The 18002-nt window shown below is 67.4% G+C and carries 12 protein-coding genes and 2 pseudogenes; 4 read left to right on the top strand and 10 right to left on the bottom strand.

From position 1 onward, the window contains the following. Positions 1 to 78 precede the first annotated feature (78 nt). The 7 genes and pseudogenes from AC1Z3W_RS02730 to AC1Z3W_RS02760 all read right to left on the bottom strand — a co-directional run. Positions 79 to 2916 carry a nitrate reductase gene (locus AC1Z3W_RS02730; RefSeq protein ID WP_057926326.1) on the bottom strand — a complete coding sequence of 946 codons (2838 nt, stop codon included), beginning with the start codon at positions 2914 to 2916 and terminating at the stop codon, positions 79 to 81. Continuing rightward, complete coding sequence (locus AC1Z3W_RS02735) at positions 2913 to 3311, bottom strand: nitrite reductase (NAD(P)H) small subunit (RefSeq protein ID WP_057926327.1); 399 nt, start codon at positions 3309 to 3311, stop codon at positions 2913 to 2915. The genes AC1Z3W_RS02730 and AC1Z3W_RS02735 overlap by 4 nt, the downstream gene beginning before the upstream one ends. 32 nt (positions 3312 to 3343) lie before the next feature. Next, positions 3344 to 5794, bottom strand: coding sequence for a nitrite reductase large subunit NirB (gene nirB, locus AC1Z3W_RS02740; protein ID WP_483506917.1), 2451 nt, complete (start codon positions 5792 to 5794; stop codon positions 3344 to 3346). Between the two features lie 316 nt (positions 5795 to 6110). Next, positions 6111 to 7511: an MFS transporter gene (locus tag AC1Z3W_RS02745; RefSeq protein WP_124833949.1), complete on the bottom strand. Its 1401-nt coding sequence runs from the start codon at positions 7509 to 7511 to the stop codon at positions 6111 to 6113. 551 nt (positions 7512 to 8062) lie between these two features. After that, positions 8063 to 8857, bottom strand: a complete 795-nt coding sequence (locus tag AC1Z3W_RS02750; RefSeq protein WP_483507823.1) for a hypothetical protein — start codon at positions 8855 to 8857, stop codon at positions 8063 to 8065. A gap of 72 nt (positions 8858 to 8929) precedes the next feature. Beyond that, positions 8930 to 9262: a DUF2322 family protein gene (locus tag AC1Z3W_RS02755; protein WP_057926330.1), complete on the bottom strand. Its 333-nt coding sequence runs from the start codon at positions 9260 to 9262 to the stop codon at positions 8930 to 8932. Between the two features lie 191 nt (positions 9263 to 9453). Continuing rightward, positions 9454 to 9714: pseudogene (locus AC1Z3W_RS02760) on the bottom strand (flavin reductase family protein); the annotation flags it as partial. A gap of 111 nt (positions 9715 to 9825) precedes the next feature. Here AC1Z3W_RS02760 and AC1Z3W_RS02765 point away from each other — a divergent pair. Beyond that, complete coding sequence (locus tag AC1Z3W_RS02765) at positions 9826 to 10152, top strand: thioredoxin family protein (protein ID WP_057926332.1); 327 nt, start codon at positions 9826 to 9828, stop codon at positions 10150 to 10152. Positions 10153 to 10162: 10 nt separating this feature from the next. Beyond that, positions 10163 to 10582 carry a secondary thiamine-phosphate synthase enzyme YjbQ gene (locus AC1Z3W_RS02770; protein WP_057926333.1) on the top strand — a complete coding sequence of 140 codons (420 nt, stop codon included), beginning with the start codon at positions 10163 to 10165 and terminating at the stop codon, positions 10580 to 10582. 54 nt (positions 10583 to 10636) lie between these two features. Here the strand turns inward: AC1Z3W_RS02770 and atsR are convergent, their stop codons facing one another. The 3 genes from atsR to AC1Z3W_RS02785 are packed head-to-tail and all read right to left on the bottom strand — an operon-like array spanning position 10637 to position 13896. After that, entirely contained in the window at positions 10637 to 12448 is a 1812-nt protein-coding gene (gene atsR, locus AC1Z3W_RS02775; protein ID WP_483506920.1) for a hybrid sensor histidine kinase/response regulator AtsR, read from the bottom strand. 9 nt (positions 12449 to 12457) lie between these two features. Continuing rightward, positions 12458 to 12958 carry a putative pterin-binding protein gene (locus AC1Z3W_RS02780; protein ID WP_057926335.1) on the bottom strand — a complete coding sequence of 167 codons (501 nt, stop codon included), beginning with the start codon at positions 12956 to 12958 and terminating at the stop codon, positions 12458 to 12460. A 53-nt stretch (positions 12959 to 13011) separates the two neighbouring features. Further along, positions 13012 to 13896 carry a response regulator gene (locus AC1Z3W_RS02785; protein ID WP_124833946.1) on the bottom strand — a complete coding sequence of 295 codons (885 nt, stop codon included), beginning with the start codon at positions 13894 to 13896 and terminating at the stop codon, positions 13012 to 13014. A 615-nt stretch (positions 13897 to 14511) separates the two neighbouring features. Between AC1Z3W_RS02785 and AC1Z3W_RS02790 the strand changes: the two are divergent. Together AC1Z3W_RS02790 and AC1Z3W_RS02795 are read left to right on the top strand one after the other, a co-directional pair. Continuing rightward, positions 14512 to 14808 (top strand): annotated as a pseudogene (locus AC1Z3W_RS02790) (hypothetical protein); the annotation flags it as partial. A gap of 138 nt (positions 14809 to 14946) precedes the next feature. Beyond that, positions 14947 to 17988: an ATP-binding protein gene (locus AC1Z3W_RS02795; protein ID WP_082664672.1), complete on the top strand. Its 3042-nt coding sequence runs from the start codon at positions 14947 to 14949 to the stop codon at positions 17986 to 17988. Positions 17989 to 18002 lie beyond the last annotated feature (14 nt).

Genomic DNA, 18002 nt, shown 5'->3' on the forward strand with positions numbered 1-18002 from the left:
ATTGCGCACGCACATTGCGCGCCGGTACCGGAATTCGTGACCGGGCGGCGCGCATCGATCCTCTGTCGCGCGAGCCCGCTAAGACACGATCGCCTCGGCGCTCATTCGCCGCAACTCGGGTACGCACGAGCCGCACTGCGTGCCGCACTTGAGTTGCGCCTGCAAGCCCGCGAACCGCTCCGCAGGCGTCGCGGCCGCGGGGCATGCCGACAGCGCCGCACGAATCTCGCTCTCGCTGACGCCCAGGCAATTGCAAACCGCGCGGCCGCGTGCGGGTGCCGCCTGCAACGGCACGCGTCCTGCGAACAACAGCATCCGGCCGATCGCGCCGACGCTGGTACCGCTGTCGACATAGTCGCGCAGCACGGCCGCACTGTCCTCGGTTGCGCCCGCCGCGCCCGACACGGAGAACGCGGTCAGCACGCCGTCGACCACGCGCACGCGGCGGGCGGTGCCGCGCCGTGCGTCGCCGTAGCTCATCACGTCGATCGCATGTTCGGGCAAGCCGAGCAGCGCCTCGATCTCGCGGTGCAGTGCGACGGGCACCGGCTCGTATGCCGCCGCGCGCCATGCGAGCCCGCCACCGGCGTCGGTGCCGAACGGCACGCAACTCGCATACGGGAATCGCGCGAACAGCGCACGCACCTCGCGCTGCCGCGCCAGCAGTTCGTCTGCGGCCAAGCGCGCGGCGATCAGCCAGCGCCACGGCAGGTCGGCCTTCAGCAGCTTGATCGCGGCGTGCTTCAGTTCCGGCTGGCGCGAGTGCGGGTCCAGCGCGGCCGAGGTCACCGTATTGACGCCGGCGCCGATGCGATTGCCAGCCACGCCGGACACGAACTCGTCGCCCCAGTGCATCGGCGTGAACGCCTGGCCGGGCGCGATCGCGTCGTCGGCGCGCGCGGGCAGCAGCATGCTGCCGCGGCGCGACGTCAGGTGCACGAAGTCGTGCGGGCCGATGCCCAGGCGCGCACAGTCCGCGGCGTTCAGGTCGACGCTCGGCGCCGGGGCGTGCGAGAACAGCTTCGGCACGCTGCCCGTGCGGCTGCAGCCGTGCCATTGGTCGCGCAGCCGGCCGGTGGTCAGCGCGAAGCGGAAGCGCGAATCGACCGGTTCCGCAACCGGCTGGTACGGCGTCGCGATGAAGCGGGCGCGGCCGTCGGCGGTCGGAAACCGTCCGTCGGCATACAGCCGGGCGGCGCCGTGCGTGGCGCCCGGCGGAAAGGGCCATTGCTGCGGGCCGGTGGCTTCAAGCTGCGGCCACGACAGGCCGCCGATGTCGCAATCGCGCCCGGCCGTCGTCGCGCGATGCTCGTTCCATACCGCTTCCGTATCCGCATACGGAAACAGCGTGGCGCGGCCCGGCGCGAGCCGTGCCTCGAGCCGTTGGCCGACCTCCGCGGCGATCCGCCAGTCCGCGCGCGCGTCGCCGTACGGTTCGACGGCTGCCCGCACGCGCGAGATGCGCCGCTCCGAGTTGGTGACGGTGCCGTCCTTCTCACCCCACGTCGCCGCGGGCAGCAGCACGTCGGCGTACGGCGCGGTGCCGGTATGCGCATACGCATCCTGCAGCACGACGAATTCCGCGCGGGCGAGCCCCGCGCGCACGGCCGCCTGGTTCGGCAGCGAGTGAGCCGGGTTCGTGCAGACGATCCATACGGCCTTGAGATCGCCTGCGGCGAGCCGGTCGAACATCTCGACCGCGGTCAGGCCGGGCTGCGCCGGCACGTCGTCGACGCCCCACAGCCGCGCGATTTCGGCACGATCGGCGGGGTTCGCGAGATCGCGATGCGCGGACGCGAGCGTCGCCATCCCGCCCACTTCGCGGCCGCCCATCGCGTTCGGCTGCCCGGTCAGCGAGAACGGCCCCGCGCCTGGCTTGCCGATCTGCCCGGTGGCCAGATGCAGGTTGATCAGCGCGACGTTCTTGTGCGAGCCGTCCGCCGACTGGTTCAGCCCCTGGCAGTACAGCGACAGCGACGGGCCGTCGGCGAACCAGCGCGCGGCTTTCACGATGTCGTCCGCGCGCAGCCCGCAGACCTGTGCCGCGACGGCCGGCGACCATTCGCGCACGCTGTCGCGTACCGCATCGAAGCCGTTCGTGTGCGCGTCGATGAATGCGCGGTCGAGCGAGCCGTCCCACACCAGCACGTGCAGCATCGCATTGAACAGCGCGACGTCGGTGCCGGGCTGCAGCGCGAGGTGCAGCGTCGCGTCGCTTGCGGAATCGGTTCGGCGCGGATCGGCGACGATCACCTTCATCGCCGGATTGCGCTCGCGCGCGGCTTCGAGCCGGCGGTACAGGATCGGGTGCGCGAACGCCGGGTTCGCGCCGGCGATCAGCACGGTGCCCGCGTGATCGAGATCGTCGTAGCTGCATGGCGGCGCGTCGGCGCCGAGCGATTTCTTGTAGCCGACCACGGCCGAGCTCATGCACAGCCGCGAATTCGAATCGATGTTGTTGGTGCCGATCAAGCCCTTCGCGAGCTTGTTGAAGACGTAGTAATCCTCGGTCAGCAGTTGGCCGGAAATGTAGAAGCCGACCGCATCGCGGCCGTGCTGCTCGACGATCCGCGCGAAGCGCGCGGCGACGTGATCGAGTGCGTCGTCCCACGACACGCGCGTGCGCGACGCGTCGCGCGCGTGCCGCAGTTCGGGATGCGTCGCACGGGTCTGCGCATAGCGTTCGGGCGCGGCGGTCAGGTGCAGCGTGCTGCCTTTCGAACACAGCCGGCCGAAATTCGCCGGATGGTCGGGGTCGCCACGCACGCCGACGATCTTGCGCCGTCCGTCGCCATCGCCGGTCGTCTGGATGATCACGCCGCAGCCGACGCCGCAGTAGCAGCAGGTCGAATGCGTTTCGCGCAGGTCGGCGTCTTGGTGAGCGTTGCGATCGAGTACTGCTGCCATTCCCGTCATGCAGCGTGCCCTGGTGCGACGCACGCGGGTGCGCCGGATGCGTCGTCGCCGATCGCGAGCGACGCGAGTTCGCTGCGCCGGAGCAGCACGGCGTCGCCGTCGCACGCGACGCTGAACACGGGCGTACAGCCGTCGTCGGGCGGCAGCGCGCAGCCGTTGCCGAACGCGACGTTGAAGCCGTGCAGCGGGCACGTCACCTGTTCGCCGTGCACGATGCCCTGCGACAGCGGGCCGCCGCGATGCGGACAGCGGTCGAGCAGCGCGAACACGCGGTCGCCCGCGGTGCGAAACAGCGCGACGGGCGCGCCTTCGGGCCGCTTGACGACGCGTGCGCCGAGCGGGGGAATGTCGTCGATCCGGCAGACCGCGATCCAGTCGGGTTCGAAAGTGGTCATCTTGAGGTTTCCTGGCGGTGGCAGTGGCGGCGTCAGCGGCCGGCCGTCTCGACGGCGATCGGGATGAACTGGCGCAGGTCGACCTGTGCGTCGTCGGTGTCGTGCCACGGATCGGGCTCGTCCTTCAGCGCGAACTGCAGGCGTTCCCACAGCGCCGAGCGGTTGTCGGCATCGTCGAGCACGCGCGCTTTCACGTAGTCGAGCCCGACGCGTTCGAGATAGTGCACGGTGCGCTCCAGATACCAGCCTTCCTCGCGATAGAGCTGCAGGAACGCGCCAGCATGCTCGAGCACTTCCTCGTGCGTCTTCACCTTGCAGAAGAACTGCGCAACCTCGGTCTTGATCCCGCCGTTGCCGCCGACGTAGATTTCCCAGCCGGAATCGACGCCGATCACGCCGACGTCCTTGATCCCCGATTCCGCGCAGTTGCGCGGGCAGCCCGACACAGCCAGCTTGACCTTGTGCGGCGCGTACATCCGCCACAGCGCGCGTTCGAGCTGCTGGCCCATCAGCGTCGAATCCTGCGTGCCGAAGCGGCACCATTCGGAGCCGACGCAGGTCTTCACGGTGCGCAGCGCCTTCGCATAAGCATGGCCGCTCGGCATCCCGAGGTCGTGCCATACGCCCGGCAGGTCCTCCTTCTTCACGCCGAGCAGGTCGATGCGCTGCCCGCCCGTGACCTTGACGGTCGGAATCGCATACTTGTCGACGACATCGGCGATGCGGCGCAGCTCGTCGGCGGTCGTCACGCCGCCCCACATGCGCGGCACGACCGAATAGGTGCCGTCCTTCTGGATGTTCGCGTGCGCGCGTTCGTTGATGAAGCGCGATTGCGGATCGTCCTTCGCCTCGTGCGGCCAGGTGCTGATGCAGTAGTAGTTCAGTGCAGGGCGACAGGTCGAGCAGCCGTTCGGCGTGCGCCATTCGAGGAAGTGCATCGCGGCCGGCACCGACAGCAGCTTGTGCTCGCGAATCGCCGAGCGCACTTCCGCATGCGTGCGGTCGGTGCAGCCGCAGACCGGCTTCGCCTTCGGCGACGCGGAATAGTCGCCGCCGAGCGTCGACATCAGGATCTGTTCGACGAGGCCCGTGCAGGAACCGCACGACGCGGATGCCTTCGTGTGCTTGCGCACGTCTTCGAGCGTGAAGAGCCCCTTCTCCTTGATCGCGCCGACGATCGTGCCTTTGCAGACGCCGTTGCAGCCGCATACCTCGGCGGTGTCGGCCATTGCCGCCGCGTGCGTGACGCCGCTGTGCCCGGTGTCGCCGAGGCTCGTCTCGCCGAACATCAGCGTGTCGCGGATGTCCGCGATGTTGCGGCCCTCGCGCAGCAGCTTGAAATACCACGCGCCGTCGGCGGTGTCGCCGTACAGGCACGCGCCGACGATCCGGTCTTCCTTGACGACGATCTTCTTGTAGACGCCCGCGAGCGGATCGGACAGCGTGATGTCTTCGGTGCCTTCGCCGCCGAGGAAGTCGCCCGCGGAATAGAGATCGATGCCGGTGACCTTCAGCTTCGTCGACGTGACCGAGCCGGCGTAGCGGCCGATGCCGAATTCCGCGAGATGGTTCGCCGCGACCTTGGCCTGCTCGAACAGCGGCGCGACGAGCCCGTACGCGATGCCGCGGTGGCTCGCGCATTCGCCGACCGCGTAGATGCGCGGGTCGTAGGTCTGCATCGTGTCGCTCACGACGACGCCGCGATTGCAGTAGAGCCCCGTGCTTTCCGCGAGTTCGGTGTTCGGCCGGATGCCGATCGCCATCACGACGAGATCGGCTTCGATCGAATCGCCGTCGGCGAAGCGGACCGCGCGCACCCGCTTGCCGTCCGGGCCGTTGGCCTCCAGCGCGGCAGTCTGCTTCGACATCAGGAATGCCAGGCCGCGCGCTTCCAGCGACTTGCGCAGCAATTCGCCCGCGGTCGCGTCGAGCTGCCGCTCGAGCAGCGTTGGCGCGAGGTGGACGACCGTCACGTCCATGCCGCGCAGCTTCAGGCCGTTCGCGGCCTCGAGGCCGAGCAGCCCGCCGCCGATTACGACCGCACGTCGATACTGCGACGATGCGTCGATCATCGCCTGCGTGTCGGCAATGTCGCGATAGCCGAGCACGCCGTCGAGCCCGATTCCGGGAATCGGCAGCATGAATGGATTCGAGCCGGTCGCGAGCAGCAGGCGGTCGTACGGTGCCTCGGTGCCGTCGTTGGCCACCACGACCCGGCGCACGCGGTCGATCTTCACGACCTTGCGGCCGGTCAGCAGCTTCACGCCGTGCCGTTCGTACCACGCGTAATCGTTCAGGACGATCTGTTCGAGCGTCTGCTCGCCGGCCAGCACCGGCGACAGCAGGATCCGGTTGTAGTTCGGATGCGGCTCCGCGCCGAACACCGTGACGTCGTACAGATCCGGGGCCAGCTTGAACAGTTCTTCGAGCGTGCGTACGCCCGCCATCCCGTTGCCGACCATCACCAGCTTCATCTTCCGCATTACGACGTCTCCTTGGCGTTCAGCGTGCAGGTCGCCCCGCTTGTCAAGGAGTCAAAAAGCAAACGGCGTGCCAATGCGCCGGGCCGCGTCCCGGTGCAATGTGCGCCGATGGGCGCGCACCGCGTGCATGCGCGGTACGGGCTACATTGGTGCATTGCAATGCAAGTCGGTGCACCGGAGCGGCAACGATCGATTCGTCAGTTGTTTGCCGTCACACGGCGTGCAGGCGCATGCAGCACGACCGCCCGTTCGACATGTCGCCGGCGGCATGGGCCGCGCCGGTCAAGCGGGCCGATGTGGCGGCCCGCTGGGGTGCTCACTCGGCAACATGCGTGATGCCGCTCGCCGGGATCGCCGGCAGGGCGGCCGCGCGTGCGTCGGCGGGCATGGCCCATTCGAGCCATTGCGCACGCAGCAGCACGAGTGCGCCGCATGCACCGGTGGCGAGGGCGCCGAACGTCATGAAGCCGAGCTGGTAGCTGCCGGTGCTTTCCTTCGCGATGCCCATCACGACGGGCAGATAGAAGCCGCCGATTCCGCCCGCGGCGCCGACGATGCCGGACAGCAGGCCCGTCTTGCCCTGCCAGCGGTGCGGCACGAGCTGGAAGGTCGCGCCGTTGCCGAGCCCGAAGGCGACGTACAGGCAGATCAGCAATGCGATGCCGCCCGCGAGCGGCGGCATCCACGCGGCGAACGCGAAATCGGCGGCGGCGATTGCCGCGAGCAGCACGATCAGTGTGCGCACGCCCGTGACGCGGTCCGCGATGAAGCCGCCGAGCGGCCGCACGATCGCGCCGAGGAACGCGAGCAGCGACATGAACAGGCCGGCGTCGATTTTAGGCATCTGATACAGCGACGTCAGCAGCAGCGTCACGTATGACGACATGCCGACGAAGCCGCCGAACGTGATGCTGTAGATCAGCATGATGACCCACGTATCGCGCTCGGCGAGCACCGCGCGGTAGCGCGCGGGCAGGATCGCGATCGCGAGCAGCGCGCCCATCACCGGCAGCAGCAGCACGCCCGTCTTGCCGGCACCGAACAGCCCGCCGTGCACGGCCAGGACCAGCGCGACGAGGCCGGCGAGCGTGATCGCGAACGCACCGAGCGCACGCGGCACGCTGCCGGATTTTTCGCCGCGGTCGTCGGCCCACGCGGCGATCGCGAAGCCGGCAATCGCGAGCAGCGGCAGCGCGGCGGCGGTCGACAGCTTCCAGCCGACGGCGGCCGCGATATGCGGAAACATGAAGCCGTCGAGTACCGCGCCGATGTTGCCAGCCGCGGCAAGGCCGAGCACGAGGCCCTGCACTTTCGGCGGATAGCTGCTGCCCGCCATTGGCAGCGCAACCGCGAAACTTGCGCCGCCCATCCCGAGGAATACGCCGAGCACGAGCAGCAGCGCGTACGACGGCGTGCCGGGCACGCACGGCAGGACGATTGCCGGCAGTGCGGACAACACGACGCCCATCAGCGCGATCGTGCGTCCATTCGTGGATTGGTACAGGTTGCCGAGCGTCACGCGCAGGATCGCCGCGGCGAGCACCGGTACCGCGACGAGAAAGCCTTGCTGCGCGGCGGACATCGCGATGTCCTTGCCGATGAACGGCGCGAGCGGGCCGTACAGCACCCAGACGGTGAAGCCGGTGTCGAAATACAGGAAGCACGCGAGCAGCGAGCGCCAGTTGCCGCTCTGCAAGGAGGTGCGCAAACGCGTCATGGTGATGACCTCTGCGGATTGCCGGTCGGACACCGGCTGGATCGGTCCGAACATCGCAAGACGCCGGCATGCGGCGTCAGGTCCTCGTTGGCAATATGCATGCCAGCCGCGGCAGATGTCGATGGATGGGGCGCTCAGCCTTGTCGGTAGCGGGAGAGGGGGATCCACGGCGTTTGATGCGACGCGGGGGGAGCGGCACTGTCAGCGTGCGCTCGGGCGCAGTGGCGGTGCGGCCATGCACCGGGAAGATTCGGGGTACTACCGTTGATCGAGCGAGGTTGCCGGATGGGACACGCCGTACGGTGACGTGGGCGACCAGGTTCGAGAGCGACGCGTGGCGGGTGGTGGGAGAGACGCGTGGCCGCGATACCGGGGGAGCGGGAGCCGCGAGGTTCGGAAGATGCGGAAATCGGCGGCGCCTACGATCGCCGGCGCGGCATGTTCAGGATTTTGAACAACAGTGGCGACTGCCGGTGGTTCAAACGATGAACGACTGAGGGTACGACGAATCAAGCGAACGAGATCACGAGTTTCTTGCTGCCTCGCGTCGGTTACTGCTGCCTGCAAGCCACCTGATAATCGATCACGGTATTCGCGGCCGGCGTGTCCGGCTCGCCGCCGACCGTCGTCACGCCGAGCACGCCGGCCGCATTCCGATATCGCAGCGCGCAATACCCCATGCCGGTGCCCGAGCACGCTTCGGCTTCGATGATCCCGTGCTTCGCGAGCGTCGCCGCGCCGTCCATCGCGTCCGGTTTCTCGTGCGGGCGCAGCGGCTGCCAGCCATGCGAGATCAGGATCTTGCGCGCCTTGTCGAGCGGTTTGCCGTACACGTTGGGCACGATCGCGCGGCCGTGACAGTACGTGCGTTCGGCGGCAACCGCGGTCAGCCGCAAGCCGCCATTCTCTTCGCGCAACTCGCCGACGGGCGCCGACGGACCATCACCGCCCCAGACCAGCAGCGCGCCGCTTTCCAGCGGCTCGACCGAGCCGAGCTGCCAGCCGGACGCGCGCGCCGTATAGCCGAGCGCGACGAGCGTCGTGCCGTCGAAGACGCCGATGTTTGCGTTGCGCGCGAAGCAGATCGCGCTGGTCCCCGACTTGAACCCGCTCGCGAACGTGACGACCGTGTAGCGGCCGAGCGGTGCTTCGGACGTCACGATCCAGCCGAGCTTCGCGACGTCGCGGCCGGCCGCGGTTGCAGTTTTCGCACGATATTGCGCGCAAAACGTGTCGAGCGCGCCGTTCTCCGGCGAGTGCGGCAGCGCGCCGAGCGGAACCAGCGACGCACCCGCGATATCGGAAGCCGTACGCAGCGTATCGGCCGACGCCGCGCCGCCGAGCATGATGCACGTGAGTGCCGCGAGCGATGCGACGCGGCGGGCAAACGGCCGGGCAGCGATGCGCCGCATGTGGACTCAGCCTTGCGCGATCACGTCGATCCGCAGTGCGTCGCCACCGTCGACGATCGCCAGCAGACGATCGACGTTCGGGTGTGCGCCCGGGCGGTTGCGTGCGTCGGCGGTATGTTCCGCGAATACCGCGAGGCCGTGTTCGGCGGCCTTCGCATCCAGCGTGCCGAATGCCTGCTTCAGGTAGTTGTACACCGCGAGCGAGCCTTGCTTGCCCGGCTGGTTCTCGATGCTGGCGACCACGTCGCCGTTCGCGCCGACGAGATCGATGCGCGCGATGCCGTCGATGGCCGGCAATTGCGCGAGGTTGTCCTTGAATACTTGGGTCGGTTGAATCACTGAAATACTCCGTCGGTTCGATCATGGGTCAATCGGCCCGTATCTTATCCGATCGTCGCCGCGGCCAGCCGCCGCGTACCCACCGGCGCACCCACCGGCGCACCAGCCGGTGCACGAGAGCCGGACGTGAGCAGGACGCGAGCAGCGGCACCGCGTACGCGAGGCGTTTGCGTGACGCGGGCCGCCCTGCGTTATCGCCGCGCCGTATCCATCGTCATGCCCGCTTCGCGCGAGCGCTCGATGTCGGGGCTGCGATATGCGCGCTCGGGAATGTCGGCGAGCCGCGACGCATGCGGCTGATGCGGTGCGAGGCCGTAGAACTTCTGAAAACTCATGATCGGTGGCGACCACTTGTCCGGATCGACGTGGTCCGGATGGCCATCCATCAGCAGGTCCGGGTGCCCGTGCACGCGCTGGATGCGCACTTCGAATACGCGAATGTAGCCGCGCACCACCATCGGCATCGCGCGCGCTTTTCCGCTACAGTGGGAAATCACCGGCCGCACCTGCCGCCCACGCCGGCACGCGGCGGCCACGTTCCGCCATTGCACACGAGGGCCCCGATGGACACTGAACAACGCTACACCGCCAATGCGCCGACGCGCGCGGAAGTCGACGCACTGGCCGGTGCCACCGTCATCGAATTCGGCGCGAACTGGTGCGGGATCTGCGCAGGTGCGCAGCCTGCGATCGTCGCGTCGTTTTCCGCGCATCCGGCCGTGCGGCACCTGAAGATCGAGGATGGTCCGGGCCGGCCGCTCGGCCGGTCGTTCGGCGTGAAGCTGTGGCCGACGCTGGTATTCCTGCGCGACGGGGTCGAAGTCGCGCGCGTCGTGCGCCCCGCCGACGCGAAGCAGATCGAAGCCGACGGCTTCGCCGCACTTGCCTGAGGGCGTCATCATGCAACAGGCCATCACGCACATCGGCGTCGACACGCGCGGGAGCGGCCTCGTCGAGTTCACGCCGCAGGTGCGCGCATTCGTCGACCAGCAGGCGATCCGCACCGGGCTGCTGACCGTGTTCTGCCGCCATACGTCCGCGTCGCTGCTGATCCAGGAGAACGCGGATCCGTCGGTGCAGCGCGATCTCGAGCGCTACTTCGCGACGCTCGCACCCGAGGACGACACGCGCTACGAGCACGACACCGAAGGGCCCGACGACATGCCCGCGCATCTGCGCACGGCGCTGACGCAGGTGCAGTTGTCGATCCCGGTCGAGCATGGGCGCATGGTGCTCGGCACCTGGCAGGGCATCTATCTGTTCGAGCACCGTCGCGCGGCGCATCGGCGCGACATCGTGCTGCATTTGATTGGCGAGTAGAAGCGGCAACGCGAACGGGCGAGCAGGCGGGCCCGCGCCGCATTTCGGCCGCGTTCAGCCGAGCAGCTTCTCGACGAGCGCGCCGAGTTCGCGCAGATGAACGGGCTTCGGCAGGAATTCGTCGAACACCCGCTGGTTCTCGCGCAGCGCGGCCGATTCGTACGCGCTGACGCCGAGAATCGACGGAAGCCGTCCGTCGTTGTCCGGTTGCGCGGCGATCCGGATGCGATGAGCGACTTCGAAGCCGCTCAGGTCCGGCAGCTCGAGGTCGAGCACGACGAGGTCGTAATGCGCTTCGCCGAAACGGGCGACGCCTTCTTGTCCGGTGCCGCACAGATCGGTGTCGAGGCCGAGCGCCGACAACATTGCGCCGAGCGTTTCGCGCGCGTTGTCGTTGTCGTCGACCACGAGCGCGCGGCGGTTGCGATGCGCGGCGGCAGCCGGCCATGCGGGCGCGTCGCCGGCCGTTTCGCCGGCATCCGGCACTTCGGCCGGCAGCGTCACGACGAACTCGCTGCCTTCGCCAACGGTGCTGCGCACGTCCACATGGCCGCGCAGCGTCGTCACGATCTCGCGCACGACGGCGAGCCCCATCCCGATCCCGTCCACATGCAGGCCGACCGCGTCGTTCGCGCGATAGAACGGCTCGAAGATCTTCGACAGATGCTGCTTCGCGATACCTGCGCCGGTGTCCCGCACGGCGAGTCTCAGCTGCCGGCCGGCCGGCGCGTCGACGAGCAGGATCGATACGTCGATCGATCCGTCGACGGTGTATTTCACCGAATTCTCGATCAGGTTCGACAGCACCTGCCGCAACAGCTTGCGATCGGAGCGGATCGCGAGATCATGCGGCTCGACCTGCTGCGAAACTGCAATCCGCTTGGCCGCGATCCTCTCGCGCAGCGGATCGATCACCTCGGCGAGCAGCGATGCCATGCCGACCGTCTCGGTTTCGGCGAGGCGCTTGGTCGAGCGCAGCTTGATGTAGTCGGTCAGGTCCTTGACCAGCGCTTCAAGCGACGACGCGGAATTTTGCAGCCGCCGGATCGTCTTCAGGTTCGCGTCGGACTGCGGCCGCGCGAGCAGGATCTCGATCGACCCGCAGATCGCCTGCAAGGGCGTACGCAGCTCATGACTGACCATCCCGAGGAACGCGTTCTTCGCCTCGATCATCTCGAACGCGCGATCGGATGCCTTGCGCTCCGCATCCAGCGCCGCGTCCTGGCGCTCGAGCAGGTCGTCGCGCGTACGCATCGTATAGAACAGCAGCAGGAACAGCGCGCCGAGGATCACGCCGAGGATGATGCCGAGCGACAGGATCGCCCGCTGCTTTTCCTTCAGCTGATGGAACGTGAAGTCGCGCTGCGCCATCTCGATCGCGCGGAAGTAGTTCGCGAGGCCGTTGACCTTCGGCCAGTACGCATTGACCTCGTCGATCACGCGCGGCGCATCGTTCGGTGCATGGTGCAAGCGCGGCACGTCCTGCTTCAGGCGCGCCATGAATTCGCCGAGCACCGCGATCTCCTTGCGCGCGCGCGGGATGCGCAGCCAGTATTCGGATACCTCCGACGGCCGCTGCAGGAACCCGAACGACACCGACAGGCTGTCGAGCTGCATCTGCACGTGGTCGTAGTCGTCGTCCACGTGCGTCGCGTAGAGGATCAGCTGGCGGTCGAAGCGCGTGTAGACGTTGCGGTATTGCGCGGCGGTCCAGAACACGCCTTCACGCGGCCCTTCGAGCACGCCCTCGTTGACCGACGTCGCGAGCAGGTCCCACAGCAGGAATGCCCACGCGGCGAATCCCAGGATCCACAGCGATCCCAGGACCAGGATGACTTTTCTGTTCTTCCACCGCCCGCGCTTCATGTCGCGCGCTTACTTCACGGTCAGGCCGATGATCTGCCACGCGAACTTGGCTTCGCCGAGCGGCGTCTTCAGCTCGTCGGGATACTGGTCGCGCGGATACATGATCCACAGCGGCCCGTAGTTGTCGTTGCCGAGCACCTTGCCGTTCATCGTGCGCGCGAGGATCACGCCGTACTTGTCGGCATCCGACACGGGGATCGTGAACGTGTACTCGTCGATGCAGCGGAACTCGATTTGCGTGCCTTGCGCGTCGACGGTCTTCAGCACGTCGGACAGGCGCGGGCCGGTGAAGGTCGCCTTCGGCGTCCAGCTCGTCGACGTGACGATCGTGTGCTGCGGCAGCGCCATCAGCGCCTGCTCGGAAAAGACGAAGGTCGTCTTGCCGGGCTGGTTGCTGCGGCCGATCTTGCCGTCGACGGTGAACGTAAACGACGCGGCGCAGCACGCGGCAGCCATGCCGAGCAGGCCGGCCGTGACCAGGCTCTTGATCCAGATCGTCGAAATTCGCATGTGTTTCCTCGTTCGTGTTCGTGTTCGTGTGATGGTCGGTCTTTGTTGTGGTCTCAGCTCGCGGCGGCGGCGGCGGCCGGGCCGGCCGGCAGCGCGATCTTCAGTTCGCGCGCGACTTCGGCGAACAGGATCGGCAGGCGCACCGGTTTTTCCTCGCAGCGCGCGTTGTAGTGCGACACGATGTGCGCGATCTCGTCCTCGCTCGCTTCGCCGGTGGAGATCTTGCCGGTCAGCAGGAAGATCGGCGCACCGCCGTTCTCGCTTGACCGGATGCCGCGCACGAGCTCGGCGGCCGTCTGGTCGCCAAGCATCCAGTCGAGGATGTAGCCGTCGAAATCCTCGACTTCCAGCGCCTTGCGGAACGACGCGCCGTCATAGTAAGGGACCGCGTTCACGCCTTTTTCGATGAAGTACTCGCACACCGTTTCGGCGACGTCCTGCGAATCGTCGACCACGGCGATCCGAGCCGCATAGACGGTCGGCTGGCTCGAGCGCAGTTCGATGACATCGACCGGATAGGTGCGGCCTTCGCGCGCGTGCTGGCGTTCGGTGACGATCCATTCGCCCTGCCACTGCAGCGCGACGAAATCCGTTTCGATCTGGCTGCTGGCCTTCGCCGAGATCGCCGCGCGGCAGCGAAAGCGGCGCGACTCGATCACGAGCGTCGCGTCGATCATCTCGGCGGCGGCCGGCTGCGTGCCCTTGTCGTCGAGCAGGATCGCGGGCGGCACGCCGAAGTGCGTCGCGATGTCCTGCAACTGCGACAGGTTCCACGGAATCAGCCCTTTCATCTTGCGCGTGACGACCGAGAAACTGAGGCCCAGCACGTTCGCGATCGTCGTGTTGTGGCTGCGCGGCGGAATGCCGTTGCGCGTCAGCAGATCGTGCACCTTGGTGGCGGTAATGAGATCGGCGTTGGCCTGCTCGCTGGTGGACATCTCGAAGGGGTCTCCTGGGTTTTCGCGACGAAGAGCATATTCAAAAGTGACGTGATACGCAAACTTTGAAATCACGAATCACCTTGACATGCCATATTTCTCCATTATTATTGCTCACCACGTCACTATTGTTTGTCGCGTCAGGTCTGGAGGCCGGTGTCGACCGCGGTCGGCCCAGCGAAAAGCGGCAGCAGCACGTGACAGAACGATTCGAAGAGAGAGCCTGAGAGAGCCTTGGACTGCGCGTCGGCGTTGGCGAATTGTATTCGCCTCGCCGTGCGCGAGCCGGGTGCGCACACGGCTACTGGTTTCGGGTTATCCGTACTACGGCGTCTGGCAGCAGACGTACTGGTACTACCGACCGGGCCTGAAGCAACGGGGGCAGCCGCGGGGAGACCACCATCGCGCGCCAGCCGGATGGCTTATCGAAGTTCGCACGAACCATAAGCCGAACAACGACGCTATCGATCGATAACGACACGAAGGCCATTCTTTCCCAACGTCTCACTCAAGCTGCGCTGGTTGCAGCGCTTTGCGCGTCCGTCGCCGGCTGCGGCGGAATGGTGACGAAGCCGGCCGGAACGCGGGTGTGACCGGGGCCGCGACGAACCGAACGTCAGCGACTTCATCGCGCAGGCCAACAGCGAAGGCGCGAAGGGCTATCGCGCGAAGGGCGGGCGAGTGTTCGGCAGCACGCTGTCGTGGATCTACGTGAAGGACCAGACGCAGTCGCCAATCTTCACGTACCCGTTGACCGGCGCGAGCTTCGTGCAGCAGGCGAACGATTACGGCGCGCAGGGCGCCGCTTACCTGAGCGATCTCGTGACTTCGGACAGCACGTCGTGTGCGATTTCGCCGCGAAGATTCGTTCGAGTTCAAAACAAGCATAAAAACAAATCGGACGTGTACTAAAAGGATAATGCACGACTGATTTTCACCGTGTCGTTTGGCATGATCGGGATATCGCTATCCCGAATGTATCCATCGTGACGCCCAGCCCGGCGGGGAATTTGCCGCATGTCCGCATCCCGGGCGCCGTCACGTCGAGTCATGCCATACAGCACGCTTCAGTCCATTCGCCGCTACCAGAGCATTTCGATGTTCGGGGGCGGCATCGTCGTCACGATCCTGATCCTGATCGCCTGCGGGCTCGGGATCACGTCGATCGTCTACGGCTATCTGGATGCCGAGCGGCGTAATTTCCTGAACGGCGTCGAGGAAGCCGTCGACGAGGTGCAGGTGGCCGAGACGTCGTTCCGCAACGGCGTCGCGAATACACAGTTGGTCTGGCATGAACTCGGCGCGGCGCCTCCCGACGTCGTGAACGCGTTTTTCGCCAACGGCCAGCAGTTCGCGATCAAGCCGTATCCGTCGCTCGTGGTCGGCGTGCCGGGGCAAACCGCGCAGCGCGACGAGGTGGCGCGCTATCTCGCGCTGTCGTTCCTGCTGTCGCGCATCGGCGCGGCGAGTTCGCTCAATCGCGGGCGCACGCTCGAGGGCTACCACTACAGTACGCGCACGGGGGTGTTCGGCTTCGTACCGCATCTGGCGCGCGACAATCCCGCACTCGCGACGGCCGAGGCGCGCGCGCGTGTCCTCGCGGCCCTGCACGTCAATTTCGACGGCCCGGCACCGACAGACGGTCGGCCGCACGTTCGCTGGCTGTCGCCCTACATCAATCCCGTGACGGGGCAGGCGCGCATCCGGATCGCCGCCGAAGCGCGCGCCGGCGGCCTGCCGTTCGCGGTACTCGTCACCGAATACGCCCCGGAATACCTGTTGTCGTGGCTGCCCGAACGCAACCCGGCCGGCGTGTTCTTCGTCGTGTCGGCGGACAACCGGCTGATCGCGATCGATCCCGGCGTCGAGCGGACCAATGCGCTGACCGAGCGCTTGCTGAACCTCGATGTCGCGCAGCGCGGCCAGGCAGCCGGCGAGCCGCTCTTTCGCGACGGCGCGATCGTGTTCCGCTCCCGCCTTGCGGCGACCGGCTGGACGATCGCCTATGTGCTGTCGTGGGCCGACGTGGCGGCCGGCATCGGCGTGCAGGCAGGCGCGCTCGCGGCGTCGACGCTCGTTGCGATCGTCGTGATGTGGCTGCTGCTCGTGCGATTCCACCGGCGCGTGCTCGTGCCGGTCTACGCGCGTTCGGCCCGCGTGTTCGAGAGCGAGGCGCTGTGTCGCAGCGTGATCGCGATGGCACCGGTCGGCATCGGTCTCGTGTCGCTGTCCGATCGTCGCGTGATGCTCGCGAGCGACGTGCTGGCGCAGATGCTCGTGCCGCACGGCGGCGATCACCATGCGCTGAGCGCGCAGGTGCTCGAGCAATACGACGCGTTCATCGCGCACGGCGGCGCGGGTCGGACGATGATGACCGAACTCGTGCTCGATGCACACGGCGCCGCGCCGCTGCATCTGGAGATCATCGCGCACAGCGCGCGTTATCAGGGCGAGGACGTGCTGATCGCGACTTTTGCCGACACGACCGCGCAGCGCCGGCTCGTGCATCAGCTCGAGGAGGCCGTGCGCGCGGCCGATTCGGCGAATGCGGCCAAGTCGTCGTTTCTTGCCGCGACGAGCCATGAGATCCGTACGCCGCTCAACGTGATCCTCGGCAACCTCGAACTGCTCGGGCGCACGGCGCTCGATGCGTCACAGCAGAGCCGCGTGCAGACGCTGCGTGCATCGGCCGAGGGCCTGCTCGCGATCGTCAGCGACATCCTCGATTTCTCGAAGATCGAGGCCGGTGCGATGTCGGTCGAGTCGATCGAGTTCGACGTGATCACGGTGATCGAGCGTGAACTGGCGGCGTTCGCGCCCGTCGCAAAAGCGAAAGGGTTGCCGCTGTTCGCCGATATCGATGCGAGCGACGCGCAGCGGATGCGCGGCGATCCGACCCGGCTCGGGCAGGTGCTCGGCAATCTGTTGAGCAACGCGATCAAGTTCACCGCCAGCGGGCATGTGCTCGTGCGCGTGTCGGTTGCGTTGGACGGATGCGGCGACGCCGCGCTGTCGATCGCCGTCGAGGACACCGGCATCGGCATTGCGGGCGCCGATCGGCACAAGCTGTTCAAGGCGTTCTCGCAGGTCGACGCGTCGATCACACGCCGCTACGGCGGCACCGGGCTCGGGCTCGCGCTGTGCGATCGTCTCGCGGCCGCGATGGGCGGACGGATCGACGTGGCGAGCGTGCCGGGCGCCGGCAGCCGCTTCACGTTGACGGTGCCGCTCGGGATGGCGGTCGTGCCGCTCGATACGCATCCGGCGCGCCGCGCGCGCACGCCGCTGATCGTCGTTGCGCGTACGGAATGGCAGCGCTTCGCGTTGCCGCATCTGCGTACATGGGGCTTCGACGTCGACGCATACGAGCGCCCGGCGCGGATTCCGGCCGACCGTCGTGCGCGGGCCGTCGCGATCGTCCTGTTCGGCGAATCGGATGCCTGGTCGCGCGCGGAGCTCGACAGCCTGGGCGGCGACAGCCTTGTCGTGTTCGCCACGCCGGACGGCCCGCCGCAAGCGTATCGGGCAGGCAGGACGATACGCGTGTCGAGTTATGCATTGGGTGGCTTCAAGGCCGCACTTGCGCAGGCGATGGCCGACACCGGCGGCGTTGCCGCGCAACGGTCGGCGAGCACGCATGTGGAAGCCGTTCGTCCGCGCGCGGTGCGTGTGGCGCTCGCCGGCATCGATTCCGTCGGCAGCACGCTCTTGCGGGAGCAACTCCACGTGCTGGGCTGCGAGGTGCAGACGGCGGGTACGGCCGAAGCGGCGCTCGACCTGCTGGCCACCGGCGCGTGGCACGTGCTGCTGGCGGATGCCAGTCTGCCGGACATGTCGGTCTGCACGCTGGCGAATGCCGTGCGCGATCTCGGCACGGGCTGCGACGTGATGGTCGTGGCGTCGCATGTCGCGCCTGTCGACAGGCAGCGGTATGCCGACGCAGGAGTCGGCTGCGTGTTGACCAAACCGGTGACCCTCGCGCATCTGCGCGGCGCATTGGCCGGCATCGCTCGGCGGCGTGGTGCGCCGGGGCATGGAGCGGGAATACAAGAACCGGACGTCGCGCGCTTCGCACACGGTGGCATGACATGAACGCGTGTCGATGG

Source organism: Burkholderia sp. 10_S31 (assembly GCF_056930375.1).

Coding starts and splice junctions, on each gene's coding strand:
- AC1Z3W_RS02795 (WP_082664672.1), top strand. CDS start 14,947: ATGCCATACAGCACGCTTCAGTCCATTCGCCGCTACCAGAGCATTTCG.
- AC1Z3W_RS02735 (WP_057926327.1), bottom strand. CDS start 3,311: ATGACCACTTTCGAACCCGACTGGATCGCGGTCTGCCGGATCGACGAC.
- AC1Z3W_RS02745 (WP_124833949.1), bottom strand. CDS start 7,511: ATGACGCGTTTGCGCACCTCCTTGCAGAGCGGCAACTGGCGCTCGCTG.
- AC1Z3W_RS02765 (WP_057926332.1), top strand. CDS start 9,826: ATGGACACTGAACAACGCTACACCGCCAATGCGCCGACGCGCGCGGAA.
- AC1Z3W_RS02730 (WP_057926326.1), bottom strand. CDS start 2,916: ATGACGGGAATGGCAGCAGTACTCGATCGCAACGCTCACCAAGACGCC.
- AC1Z3W_RS02770 (WP_057926333.1), top strand. CDS start 10,163: ATGCAACAGGCCATCACGCACATCGGCGTCGACACGCGCGGGAGCGGC.
- AC1Z3W_RS02785 (WP_124833946.1), bottom strand. CDS start 13,896: ATGTCCACCAGCGAGCAGGCCAACGCCGATCTCATTACCGCCACCAAG.
- AC1Z3W_RS02780 (WP_057926335.1), bottom strand. CDS start 12,958: ATGCGAATTTCGACGATCTGGATCAAGAGCCTGGTCACGGCCGGCCTG.
- AC1Z3W_RS02750 (WP_483507823.1), bottom strand. CDS start 8,857: ATGCTCGGCGGCGCGGCGTCGGCCGATACGCTGCGTACGGCTTCCGAT.
- atsR (WP_483506920.1), bottom strand. CDS start 12,448: ATGAAGCGCGGGCGGTGGAAGAACAGAAAAGTCATCCTGGTCCTGGGA.
- nirB (WP_483506917.1), bottom strand. CDS start 5,794: ATGCGGAAGATGAAGCTGGTGATGGTCGGCAACGGGATGGCGGGCGTA.